Consider the following 13,212-nt stretch of genomic DNA (forward strand, 5'->3'; position numbering starts at 1 on the left):
GTCAGCCCACAGCGATAAGGTGGTCTGGCAGGGCAGAGTTGCGCATCAAGACTGCCTGGGGGAGGACGCCTTCTTCCACTCGTTTTCGTGCATGCTTAATAAAGGTCTTGAATCCAGGGCACTCACCCTGACCGTTCCACTGTTCATGTAGAACGCCACAGCTGGCCCTACAAATCATGCGTTCGTCGCACTTTTTGCAAGCATCGGGTAGTCGGGTTGCCTTAATCACTTCACGTAGATAGCTGCGCGAGGTCAACACATCATGGATCGTAGTGGTGAACTGGACCTCGCTCGTTCCATCCGCTTTTGGAACCTCGACCGTCTCAAATAGGTTTCCGTGAGAGTGGTAGTCGTTGGTGCCACCTTTTTCAATGCAACTGATCGTCCGGCCATCAGAGTCAATATCCAAGGCACCGTGGACGATGGGACAAACCACATCATCCATAGGCTGATCCTGGTGAACTGCCATCAGCCAGGATTCACACGGATTGATCCAAAGGTCTGGAATCCGGGCACGGTTGTCGATGTACCAATCCAAGGCATCGCAGTAAAACTGTGCCGTCTCGCTGTGCTTAGGCTGCACCAGCTTAGAATTCAGATCACCGTCCCCGCTGGGAATGAAGAAACCAAAGTGCATTTTGGTAAACCCAAGTTCTACAAGCTCTTCGATCATCGAGGCGGCGCCGGCTTGAACTACCGGCTTAACAAGAGCAGTGGTAACTGAAAAGTCCTTAGGGCCAGGGATACCCGGAATCTTAGACTCGGCCATCAATGTGCGGACATTGTTCCGCCAGATTTCTTCCTGCTTACGCTTGTTGAAACGTGTGCTGCGCTCGTAGGAGGTGGCCACCTTGTCGAATAGTCGAGATACGTCCAAGGCCTCTTGGGTTACGAGGTTCGTGACAATGCTGAATGCCACCTCTTGAGGGAGTTCGCTGAGCATTGCTTTAGCTTTGGGAAGTGCAGCCTTGAAGAATTCGACACCGAGCATGGAAGGCTCACCACCGATGACATGAATGTCAACGAAGGTGTAGCGGCGTGAAAACTCATAGTCGAGCTTCATGTGATCCACGATTCCCTGAACGACATGCAGAAACTCCGCCTCAGTCATATCAGGGGAGTTGGTCTTCTTGTCAGAGAGGATGTAGCAATGGCTACAACGCAGCTGACAGCGGCGTGTGACGTTGATCTGGAACAGGAATGAAGTACGGCCAATGCCGACATTGGAAAGCCCAGGCTGCATTACTGATCCCCTATTTGGTGATTGATCGCCGAACGAACGTCATCGCAGCGTTCACGGCGGACAACACCGGACTCGCCTTCTCGCGCCAAGCCGACGCGGGTGCCGAGTTGGGGATCGATGTACCTTGAAGGTGGTGTTGTGATGAACAACTTGCGGGCACTCACGTACTCAATCTCGGAATGGTTGAAACTGAGTTTCTTGACCTTTTCCCTCACCAGTCTCCAGAGGGGATTAATAAGTGGGCGGTCTTGTAATTCGCGGCTAAGGGGGAAAAATATGAGGTCTCGCCCCCCCTTTATCACCCCATGGCTTGACTGCAAATTATCGGCCTGGAGAATCATGATTCTCTCGCTGCTGGCGCACTCCGTGATCAGTAGCGAAAGCGCACGCATGTAACCGTCCTGGGGATCGAAACCCTCAAGGTGTTTGGCCACAAATTGTGCGACGTTGGCATCGAAGGAGTTCACAGTCTCAGCAAGCTGATAGCCCCAATCTTTCGATGGCCAATCCTGTGTTCCAACGGAGTCGGGGGAAATCAACACCCTCGAACCAGAACGATGGAGCGTTAGCGCCAGCATCATGGAAACAATCGGATCGTCCCCTACTACTACGGCTTCAAAGGCCTCACTGCCGTAAAGGCTATCGCCGAGGGTGCCGGCCATTCGTATGGCCAGCTTTATAAACCCCATTTCAGTCGGAGCGGTCTTGTAGGCATCCGCCAGCCGGTATTTCTTGAGTGCGATAGTTTTCATCAGCGCCAATTCGAACCATATTTTTGTGCGACTCGGGTGCGCAACACGTTCTCCCGAAACCCGAACTGACCTACCATCGTGTACCGCACCTTGTCGCTGAGGATTTCCGTAACCCTATGCACGAAACGTGGGTTGGTGTTTATCGCCCAAACCAGAGTGCCGTGATTTGGCGATACGGATGCCTTGATTGCGACTGATTGCGTGTCAACGAGAAAGCCATGCTGGTCTATATCCCCCTCCCCGAGTTGCAGCATGCCGCCATCCTCTGGCGCCCACGCGTCATCACTCAGGTAGAGCATGCAGATCAGGTGCATCGGGTCGTAGCTATCGTGATGCCAGACCATCGAGTCCCCCCTTTTACCGCGTTGCAACATGCAGTTGGTTCTGGACCAATCCCCCATGTGCATTCTTATATGCCGAGTCGCATCACTTAATCCCAGCTGCTCCATGACAGAGAGATACGCAGGTGGCACCCGGTTGTTGAGGGAAGGGTTTTCGGCCTCCCACTCGGCAATGTCCGGGCTTCCTGGCTTGTCTGGCAAAAACAGATCAGCCTTTGCCTCGGCAAGGAGCTTGTCAGCAATGTCCCCATCTACTGAGGATACGAAATACCCATCCCGGAACAACTCATTCAGTTGCACTTACTCAACCCCCTCAATCTCTCGAACATCACCTTTCACCACTCCAGCAATACGAGCGTTTTCATGCCGCGTCACAAGCCGATGCAGCCATTCATGAATATGGTCTGCGCCGTGGACTGCAACAGCGTCGTCTATACGCTTGAAAATCGCTTTCCACGTTGAGCAGTGGTGAGACTTGCCATGCACTCCTTGTCCCTGGGAAATGGACTCGTACATGCACCCACCGTGGCAAGACTTCACGTATGGGCACGCTTTGCACGACTGGGGAAGGTTGCTTGCGCGGCTTGCATATACACCAAGGGCCTCGATGTACCATTCGCCCTTCACGCCATTTCCAATTGGCGCCATACCTGCATCAGCCATTTCAAGGCAAACGTAAAGATCGCCATTGGGCTCGATATTGACGCTTTTGCGTGTGCAGTCACTTTGGAATGCGCAGGCGGTCGTTTGGACGCGGCTTACCCCGCTCACTTCCCAAATTCGGGATTCGCAGAGTTGAAAAAATGGCTCAGCGATAACTGGCATCCGCAGAAACCACTCATCAAACAACTCGACCATAGATGCCTGGAACTGCTCAGCGGAGTTCAAGTGGACGGAATCAATGCCACCCTTGAAAATCGGCCGGAAGGTTATGGCTCGCCTTGACCGGGCAGCCTCCCGAAGATGGAGAATTGCATCGGCAGAGTTATCCGGCTCGACAACATAAATTGCACCCGGAGTGCTTCGATTTTTTCGAAGATATGTGTCTGCTGACTTCCAGATAACCCGGTATTTTTCAGGGTCGCCTTTGATGGTCCTGGTGCTAGTCGAAAGATCAATGCTAGTACCCAGTCGCCCTTCAAACTGGTCGTAGAGGCGAGCCGCATTGCGTTGCGATAGGATCAAGTTCGACTGCGCACCAAATACACAGATCAGGCCTCGCACCGCGCAGGCGGATTTAACTACCTCGATGTGTGCATCCAACTCCGCTGCGGGAACCATCGCTATTTCGCCACCTAGGAACTGGGCTGTGACATGGGTGAACGATACGCCAAGCTTATCTGGGGCAGAGTCGAGGATGAAGTCGATGGACTTACGAAGATCAGCCGGAGTAAGCCTTGCGTCTGGTGACTCTTGCCAGCTGCTGCAATACGAGCAATCAGCATTGCAGTGTTTGGTCAGTCGAATATGAAGCGTGAGCGGGTTAACCAGCATGCAACAACTCCTGGCGTTGTTCCGCCTCTAACATTTGGTATGCGAACTCAACTAACTCATCGTGCCGCCCGTTGTCGTCGCGGACTCCTACACCGCCCCGCAATCGCTCCAGCGCCTCCAATAGCGAGTGCGTGAGCTCCCATGGATGCCTTCGCAACTCAGTAGCTACAGAGCCGTTGGGAAATGATAAGAAGTGGTAATTTCGGTAGACGATGTGACGGAACAATTCCTCGCCGCCCTCTGCCGCCGCGCTGGAAAACCAATTGGCCGTGACCGATACATGAGCCCCAATGGCGTCATAGAAAAAAAGCCGCTCTACCCAAGTTTTACCGTGGATGGCGCCTGGGGCCATTGCAACAATTCGGGGGCGCGTGAACTGATTGAAATAGCCTTGATAATCGTCTGCGAAATCGCTTTCTTCCAAAACCGTATCGGCGCCGCGAGCGATAGACGTTTCAAGCTTCCGCACCTCAACGGCTCCACGGCGATGCCGCCTCTCGATCATCGTGAGATATTGGCTTCTGTCTGCATGAGTAATCCCCATGCGCGACTTCGCCAGCGACCAAACACGCTTCAAGCCAGCGCAGTCGCCGTGACTGATTAGGTCGGACATTGGTTCAGAAAGCTGCTTGTGCCACGCCCATCCGCCCGAACAGACGACAGCGAACTCACACGTATGGCATGCCTTGTATGGCATTCCATGCCGCAATCTGAGTTCGGGGGTATTGTTGAATACCGTCTTAGCAGCGAACGACTCATCAGCGATAGAAAGGGTTTGGGTCGCGAAAATGCTTTCGTCCCCGGTGTAGCTTGAATTGAATGTCACCTCACCGCTCGGCTCAACTTCAATGTCGTAGGTGTCATTGCCTGGGTAGTGGTAGTGGGTCAATGTCCGGCAGGCCGACTCCATTTCAATGAGCGGGCTCAGCTCGACACAATCAGGCAGCAGGTCACGCAGCCCGATGATGAAATCAGATACCTGCCCATAGGTGCAATTTCGCTGGAAGTACGCTTTACCTGAGCCTGCCGGATAAAGCATGTCGCAAGTAACATCAGTGATGCCTTTGGGTATGAAGGTATCGACAATGAATTGCGGTCCTTGCTCAATAACGGCTCGACTCATGGTGATGCACAACGTTTTGCGCTTGATGCCGTGTATGGCTTCGAGTGTTTTGAGGTATCTGGGGAGCAGCTTGTAGTCCTTCTTAAACCGATTGGTGTCTGGCTCCCAAGGCACGAAAAGATCAAGGCCGTAGCCGAATCTCTCACCCATTCGGTTTAGAAGGTCTACATACCCCTCGTCCTTGAAGATCAAGTTGGTACACCAGATTAGGGCACCCTCAGCGTCATAGAGCGCATCCCACGAAGCCATGCGCTCTAGGGTCCAGGGCAGGTTTCGCTCCCAGAATGCCAAAGGCATCATGGTGAGTTCGCCGCCTAACAATTCAATGTTGATCTTGCTCACCTTCCGGTCAGCCTTGAAAAGTTCCTCGATCCGGTCAAAGGTCTTGCGATAAACGTCCTCTGCCATCATCGTTTTGTCACTCAAAAGCTCAGGAGCGATATAGCAGTGATCGCAGCGAAGGTTGCATAGACGCGTAGGTGCTATGCACACGTTGAGCATGTCCAGGGCGTTATGCACAGGTAATCACCCCTTTAGCACTGATCGTCACCTGAGTACCGATGCTTACGCCCTCGGGTAGCTCGGCGTCGATGACAACCGGCAACTTCATTGCTGCCGCGTGCTGCATCAGGTGCGATGTTACTGACCCTTCTCTGGCTATAACCGCAATGGCTCTACTCAAATCGGGCAGGTAATTCATGCTGCACCGATCAAGCAGCAAAATGCCGTTACCGCTGCCCGATTCGGGTTTTATGATCGAGCCCTTGATTCCGCCAGCTGGCAGCCGACTGCTGGAGGCAGGGGCACCCTGCCCCAGCATCACATCAGCAAATTTCACCGGGACTTGCACTAAGGTTTCGATTGCCGAACTGGAATGATCGGCATCCCAATACCCAACTTGGGTTTTCAAAGCGTCAAGCAGCAGATGAGCCTTGCCCGCAGCGATTAGTGAATCAATTGCTGGCTTGAGAGCTGAGAGACGTATGGCCAGTAAAATGGTCGTTGCATCTTTAACCCAGTGCTCAGGAGAACTTGCGAGGATCGCTCTACTCGGTAACTCATCAGCAGTGAAATCCTCGTCAGATGATCCGGCAGCGTAACCGGCCAACGCAGCGACCGGCATTCCAAACCATGCGGCCAACTCTGAACGGGCAATCAAGCAACCCACTTGGGATGAAGCTAAGGGCCGTGCCTCCGTCTCCCAAGGGCTAACCTGCCCCAAAGCCAACATTGCTGTGGCGACACGATTCATCCGGCCAATGCTGTCACCAGCCTCGAATATCGCAGCTGCAACAATTGCCGCCTCGGGCTCACAACCATTCGCCATGATGCAGGAACGGGAGGTGCGGTCAGCCCATGCCAGCAAGTGGCTTGCCTTAGCCTTGTTGGGTGAGAAACCTAGTTTTGTAAGGTCGGTGCGCAAGGTCCATCTAGCACTCAAAGCAGACTCAACCAAACAGAATCGACGATGACCAAATGCAAATATTTGGCCGGGTGATAGACCTGCCACAATCCCTGCTGATAGAGGATCAGGGTGGGCCGCACCAACCTCAATGACTTGCTGCGACGATGCCTGCTTTAGCCTTATTCCCGCGCATGCGCGGAAAAATGACTGATTCACCTGCAAGATGATTAATGAGCCGTTTGCTTTTAATGCAAATTCCAGTGAGTAGGCGCCATCAGCCATAAGCCCCAGCAATGCTGTAGCAGCAGATCGGACTTGAGCAGGTGCTCGCTTCGCATCCCATGCTGGGAAAGCAAAGGATTTGACGCCGGCAGAACCGGATGTAATCGCTTCTGCCTGACCAATATCACAGATCATCTGAGAGCACTGTTCGTTATCCTGGAGTTGGATAACCCCATACCATTCAGCCTCGACGTATGGCTGAACGAGCGCAAATCCATCTACCCCGACTGCCATGAACCCTTCAAACACTGCTGATGCCATAGCCGGGATTTCACCGGCATTCGTAGCTACAAATGAATCGTACAGCCCAGCTGTAGAAGCGTGATCCGACGCCTCGCCCATAGCGGCAGAACGTACAATGTACTGCCCAGCCTTAAATTTCTTCCGAGCAAGCTTCGGAGCATCCTGAGGGGCAACCACAAACCCTTGTGGTACGCAGTAGCCACGTTCCGCTGCTAGATTCAGAAGCGAGCCCTTTGCCGGCAGTTTAGGGGTGAACTGCGAGAAAGCTTTAATCGGTGGCTGATGAAGTTTCCAAACCCAGATCGCCACACATGCCATGCAAATTGAGTTGGTTATCATGAATGCGCTGTAGGCATCGGATAGCTGCGGATAATCCGCTTTAGCTTGAAAGACACAACAGTAAGCGATGCCCTCAACAGCTATGATCACAGTGTTGCGGTCAGTCATGCGACGGCGGAATGCCAATGATGGGAGGGCGGCCAATAACCCAAATAGCAGGGCAATCGGAATGGTTCCGTTTCCGAGGATTTGCTGACCTATAAGGGCTGCCACATCCCGAATCTGATAAGCAATCTGCTCACCTTCGGTATTGAGGTCTTCCACAGTAAAGAAAGGTTCGGTAAGGCTAGACGCCCTGGTAAAACGCCCTAGCCACGCAACTCCCCTCTTGCTCAGAAGCTCACCCGCCAAAAGTGAGTGGTAGGCAGTTCGCCGGTCGAAAGCTAAGCCGATATACACCTTGTACGGATCGAGACTTTCAACGAAATCGGATAGCTTCCCCGTTGCTACTTCCGACATTGGGAGGTGGTGATAGCGCCCCTTGAGGTAGTCAGTTCCTATGGGCCATGGCCTCTCACTGAAATCGAGAAATTCAACGTCATCGCGATGTAGGACATAGCGCTCTGCATCCTCGACGCTCACAGTTCGCGAGTCGTTCGAATAAGCATCAAAGTACGCAGGCTTGATCAGAATCTCATCATGGTTCGGCATCACGTAGTGAACATCGACACCCGCTTTAGAAAGCAGGTTAACTGCGATAGGCGTGGCACCAGAGTCATTCGTTTCGAAACCAACAACGAAAAACCTTTTGCCGAGATTGGCCCTGACTATTTCTTCATAGTTTGCAACGAAGTCTGCGAGTGACAGGGTTCGATCACCGAAAATCCAACCGTCCATAACGAACTCACGGTCGGTGGTAATCCCCAGTACGAAAACATCGGGGTTTTCGGTAATCCAGTCTTTGTAGTCAGGCACCGCGACCGTGGTGCCACCTATTTCTTTTCCTAAATCGATCTGCTCCCAGCCGAATTTGGATAGTGCGGTAGTGCCTCCCTGGAGAAACCCTACATTGAGACCGAAGTTGCGCATTGCAGCACCTGCAACAGATGCGGCGATACCACCATACTCATCAACAAGTACGACCCGCCCTCCCAGCCTGTTCACAGCATTAATCAACACGTCTTTGTCGCGCCAAAAATCCTCGACAGCAACCTGTCCTGACTGCATGAAGAGACTGGGGTAGGTACTGACCTTTAGAGCCCTAAAATGACCGTCCGCAATACCGGCCATAAATTCTGCCGGAGTCACTGCTTGTGGCGACTCTGATTGCTCAGCTGGCTCAACAAAAGGAAAAGGGATGCTGGGCGATAAAGAGCTAGCATCCGCATTAGTGAATGAAACAGCTTTGTCCTCTTGGTCCTGTGCATTGTCACGCATAAGGAAAACGCAGACTGTGCCGGCAATGAGCAGGGCAAGCATAGGCACCAAACCTTTACCCTTCGCCTTGTAAACCCAGACAGCGCCAGCGAGTACCAATGCCACAGGCAAGGCCATAACCCCAAACAGGCCAACACCTACTGCGCCCACAGCAATAGGGAACGCAGCGGCGTATCCGGGGACCATTAGTAAGACAGCCGCGATCAACATCTTTTTCATTTAGTTTGGCTCTGCATGGTGCGCGTGACTCGATAGGCGCTGGCCTTGACCCGGTGCATGTAGTCGTAGGAAGCCGGGGTGAGGTTTACTTGGCCCTGGGGAGCAATAACGGCGGCGTCATCGAAGCTTGATTGGTTCCGAATAACCCAGATCAGCAAGTCTTCGTACTTGAACGAAATCTCAAGTCCCGATTTGCCGTATTTGGCGAAATCATCACTTATGAGGATTGGGGCATCTGGCCAGTGGCGCACGACCGCGAGTGCATCCAGCAGGTAGGCTGTCAAACTGTGGCGAGGGTGGCTCTTGCAGAAATTGCACACATCAACGGCAGCAACTTCGAGTGTGTGGTAGTTACCGGCCACGGAGTGAGCGATGATCGAAGATGCCTCAGCAAACGTCGAAACGCCTCCCGAGAAGGTAACTATCCGCCCAATACGGTCATAGAACCAAAGCCGCTGGCGGGGCGTTAATCCGAATAGTTCAACGTCGAACACCACAACCTTCACAGCATTCTTGACTGACTTGAAGAACCCTTCGTAGTCATCTACGTAGTCGAGCTCAAACATGTCTGGCTCATCGTTACCGGCACTTGCGATGCGCCTTGCCTTTCGTACGCGGCGCTCGTCCCCGTACCGAGTTACACTGATAGCGTCCAAACTGTGAACTGCCTCGCGCTCCCATAACTCGAAAAATCCGGGACACGAAAACCCATCATGCGATGTGGGGGCCATGTACTTCCGAACAATGTCAGCCTCAAGGTCTTTGTGCGGATACCAACCTGAGTTGCAAGCTTGCAGGTAAGTGCAGTCACGACAGAATTCGTGCTCAAAACTGAGTTTGTTGTCTAGCTCAGAACTGTTGCCCCAAATGATCTTGTGAGGAACGTTTTCATCCGAAGCGTGCAAGCTGACGTAGGGCAGAACTGCCTCAGTCCCTGTCTGGTTAGGATTAAGAGACAAGTTGCCCTTATGGTCCCAGTGGTACTCGTAAGCATCGTTTAGCGTGTTCTGAGAGCGCGATAGCGTGCGCAGGGACTTCTGCATGTCATCCAGGTGGTCAACCGTCAAACCATATGGCTTGCCGAGGTCGGTCAACTCTGCAATGAAGCGTGCAACATCTGCGTATTGCGGCTGATACAGGTCGAAGTAAGCCTTGCCTGAACCCCACGGGAAAACCATGTCGCACGTCACGTCAGTGATCCCGCGTTTCACAAACGTGTCGATGATGTATAGAGGCCCCAGGTCGATGATCCCCTGCCCCATGACCAGAACGAGATTGAGCATATTGCAATCGCCCAGTGCTTCGATCCTTTTTAGAAATTTTGGGAAGATGGCCATGTTGCGCCCAAACCGGCCACTTTCTTGGCCTTCGAAGCTGATGGCAATATCCATAGACGGATGGTGGCGGTGAGCACGCAAGAGATCGAGGTAACGATCATCGCGCCACATGAGGTTGCTACAGAAGGTGAACTCGGTTTGAACGCCGGCGTTATTCAGTTCGCTTACCCTGTCGAGCGTCCAGGGTAGATTCCGTTCCCAAAACTCGTAAGGCATCAAGGTGGCTTCGCCGCCAAGCACATCCAAGTGTAGATATGAGACTGAATCATCGAGGTGGAATGCTTCAATGATCACCTCAACGCAACGGCGGTAGGTGGCCTCGTCGATGTACTCCTTGATCCGTAGCAGCTCTGGCTGGATATAGCAGTGCTTGCAGGCCATGTTGCAGTTCAGGTTCGTCGAGATTGTAGTGCTCATCATCTCAATCGAGCGATTGCGCGGGAGGCTGTAATTCTTGATTTTCATAACGCGTCGAAGGTTCTGCACGACACAGAATCTTGAATGCTCCCTTTCAGCAAAATTGAGGCCGGTTAACGCCTCTCTGGCGTTAGCGATCACTGAAATCCTACTGAACACCTGCTTGGGGAACACCTGAACTGGTTGCACTTCCTATACGCCAACTAACAGCCTTCCTCTAAGGCAGTGCTCGACGTTTTCTATAATTGCTGCTGAATGTTGACGCGCAGGAGCATTGCGATCCCGCTTATCACTTAGCGCTACGCGCTTTAAGGGCCGCTTCCAGTGCTTTCACAGCCCAATCCGGGCACGGGTTGGAACTAGGCTTGTCAGGATCATTAATCCACGACCGAACAGTGCGGACGGCGCAAGGTTTATGCGTGTATTCACAGATGAGAGCCGCACCCTCTGCCTGAGTTTTTTTATGCTTAGCCAGAAGCGCTTTGAATCGTGTCCGATTATCCATAGCCGATTACTCGCTTTTTGGATGTCCGATGACGACATTCAACAAGCCATCGGTTGGCACTTCCAGCAAACTCCGAATCTCTCGACTCAGTGCTTGGTCGAACGGGCTTTGGAACCGCACGTACCCAGGGAACAAAACTGCAACCATTGGCACCATCACGGCAAAGGCAATGCAGATGAATCCAAGCAGCTTGCGAACCGCATGGGTGATGGCGTCGGGATTTGCGGTTTTCACTTCGGCCACTATGCCGGTAAATGTTTCGGGCGAAAAGGCTGCGCACAACAGGAAAAGGCCGACAACTACTGAGGGTAACGAGGTATAGAACCGTGCCAACATATTCAGCACGGCTCCGGTAGCGGCGAAGACCCAAGCCAGATAAAGGCGACGATCTTTGCGCACTTTATTGGCAATTGCGTTATAGGTTTCAGTCGGCAACGAACCGACTTCGATCCCGTTTACGTGGACACGGGCAATGGATGCAGTCATGGGATTCACTCTGTCGAAGATGGGCAATAGGCATAAATGCCTATCGGCTGAGGATAGGCATTTATGCCTATTGCGTCAATTTGAAAAGCCCATCGAAAAATGTGGAATCACAGCACTGCTTGATAATTCACTGAATCAGCGTAAACCGGCGATGGTGGAAACCAGTGCTGGGGGTTGGAAATTTTCTAGCTGCGAAGCTACAAATTTTAAAAAGAACCTTAAGTCAAGAATCCTTTACTCAATAGCCAAGATATGGACACTAAGGAAAGTTTTCTTTAACTTGCGGTTATTCTGTAGCTTCGTCGCTTCAGTCCAGAACCTCTAATTGAGCAAGTCTTTGAGGCCATTAAGCTATGGCCTGAGTGCGCCGCTTCGGCGGGGGTTAGGGATGAAATGATTTCTGGCATTAGCAAGACGCAGTTGCTGGGTCTCAAAACCAGATAGGCAAATCCCGGCGCACACTACAGGCCACTATGAGGGCATAGCCAGTAAAATTGAGGCGGGATGGCAGACACATGGAGAAAGTAAGAGTCAAGATGAATTCTCGCTCTGACCTGATCACGCTGGCCCTGCTTTGCTTAGCCAACACTATAAAGGCCTAGAAATTGACTATGAAAAACGCAGGAAAAAGCATCGCCATCAGAACCGCTGTTGCGATTATTCTCATGCTCGCAAGTGTCTGGAACTTAATGAGTTATCTCAAGGAAATTTTCCTGAACGCATGGCAGGGAAACTTCAATACATCCGTACCTTCGGTAATGTGGCTTTGGGTTGTGCTGGGCATTGTGGGAGTCGTGATCTTTATTCGGGTCGGTATGTCTTGGGATCGAATTCAGGATGCTGAGGCGACCAATCTGCGCAGATAAGAAAAGTACAACAGCCAAGCCCACCCTTCGAGGTGTAGCCCGTAAGAGGGGGGCGTTTTATGCTCCCCAGAATCGAGTAGGAAAAGATGAGCTGTTCCCAAACAATAGAGTCTGACACCAGACAAAATAACCTGACACTGAACAATAAAGATTGACACAAGAACAGGGGTTTTAGCCCGCCAATCGGCTGGAAGCCCCGGAAACACTGAACGCTTGTGTCAAGCTATATTGTCGGACGAACACTGCCGTATTCGATGGGGGCGATTCTTGTGTCAGATTATTTTGTTTTCCGGCAGTGGCAACAGGACTACCGAACGCCCATTACACGGGCGCCGCAGTGTCAAACTAGGTTGTCGCTAAACAGCCATGACCGAGATGACCTACCGCATTTTTCACAACTACGACCGGGGCGACCAGTAGGTGTACCTGGCGTCATCGACTGACCCAACACGGGCAGCGGTCTACTGCCAGTTTTTGGCGGAGGACCATCTGGACGAATCGGCTTCGGTGCTGAACAGTGGTATTGCAAAAGCTGACTTAAGCGAACACCTTCGACGTAAGTACTCCTTGGATGAATAACGTTTTCCGAATACCCTTTAATTGTCTAATGACAAAGCTGAACCTTGAGGTGATTAATCATGCGGTTATCTGTTAAAAACTCGTCAAAACAAGAGAGTAGTTCACCGCTATGTTTTTTTCTTTTTGTCCTGAATTCAACACATAAGTGCAACGCTCACCCCTGTATGCACTTCGTACGGCGTCTTCCAGCCCAAGCGCTTGCGC

9 protein-coding genes are annotated in these 13,212 nt (G+C 52.1%); 1 reads left to right on the forward strand and 8 read right to left on the reverse strand.

All coding sequences use genetic code 11. The features are described 5' to 3' along the window. Position 1 precedes the first annotated feature (1 nt). The 8 genes from GHO41_RS16385 to GHO41_RS16420 all read right to left on the reverse strand — a co-directional run bounded on the left by GHO41_RS16385 (position 2) and on the right by GHO41_RS16420 (position 11,563). Positions 2-1,243, reverse strand: a complete 1,242-nt coding sequence (locus tag GHO41_RS16385; protein ID WP_153434146.1) for a radical SAM protein — start codon at positions 1,241-1,243, stop codon at positions 2-4. After that, on the reverse strand, positions 1,243-1,995 hold the full coding sequence (locus GHO41_RS16390; protein WP_153434147.1) for a hypothetical protein: 753 nt from the start codon (positions 1,993-1,995) through the stop codon (positions 1,243-1,245). Before GHO41_RS16390 ends, GHO41_RS16385 begins: the two co-directional genes overlap by 1 nt. Further along, on the reverse strand, positions 1,995-2,636 hold the full coding sequence (locus GHO41_RS16395) for a 2OG-Fe(II) oxygenase (RefSeq protein ID WP_371928955.1): 642 nt from the start codon (positions 2,634-2,636) through the stop codon (positions 1,995-1,997). The genes GHO41_RS16390 and GHO41_RS16395 overlap by 1 nt, the downstream gene beginning before the upstream one ends. After that, positions 2,637-3,830 carry a radical SAM protein gene (locus GHO41_RS16400; protein ID WP_256678788.1) on the reverse strand — a complete coding sequence of 398 codons (1,194 nt, stop codon included), beginning with the start codon at positions 3,828-3,830 and terminating at the stop codon, positions 2,637-2,639. Then, positions 3,820-5,472, reverse strand: coding sequence for a radical SAM protein (locus GHO41_RS16405; protein ID WP_371928956.1), 1,653 nt, complete (start codon positions 5,470-5,472; stop codon positions 3,820-3,822). The genes GHO41_RS16400 and GHO41_RS16405 overlap by 11 nt, the downstream gene beginning before the upstream one ends. Further along, positions 5,465-8,818: a PEP-utilizing enzyme gene (locus GHO41_RS16410; RefSeq protein ID WP_153434148.1), complete on the reverse strand. Its 3,354-nt coding sequence runs from the start codon at positions 8,816-8,818 to the stop codon at positions 5,465-5,467. Before GHO41_RS16410 ends, GHO41_RS16405 begins: the two co-directional genes overlap by 8 nt. Continuing rightward, positions 8,815-10,761 (reverse strand): radical SAM protein, encoded by a 1,947-nt coding sequence (locus GHO41_RS16415; protein ID WP_371928957.1) that lies wholly within the window; start codon positions 10,759-10,761, stop codon positions 8,815-8,817. The genes GHO41_RS16410 and GHO41_RS16415 overlap by 4 nt, the downstream gene beginning before the upstream one ends. Positions 10,762-11,083: 322 nt before the next feature. Further along, positions 11,084-11,563, reverse strand: a complete 480-nt coding sequence (locus GHO41_RS16420) for a hypothetical protein (protein ID WP_153434149.1) — start codon at positions 11,561-11,563, stop codon at positions 11,084-11,086. A gap of 611 nt (positions 11,564-12,174) precedes the next feature. Between GHO41_RS16420 and GHO41_RS16425 the strand changes: the two genes are divergently transcribed. Further along, on the forward strand, positions 12,175-12,429 hold the full coding sequence (locus GHO41_RS16425) for a hypothetical protein (RefSeq protein WP_153434150.1): 255 nt from the start codon (positions 12,175-12,177) through the stop codon (positions 12,427-12,429). Positions 12,430-13,212 lie beyond the last annotated feature (783 nt).

Source organism: Pseudomonas sp. FSL R10-0399 (assembly GCF_009600165.1).
GTDB lineage: Bacteria > Pseudomonadota > Gammaproteobacteria > Pseudomonadales > Pseudomonadaceae > Aquipseudomonas > Aquipseudomonas helleri.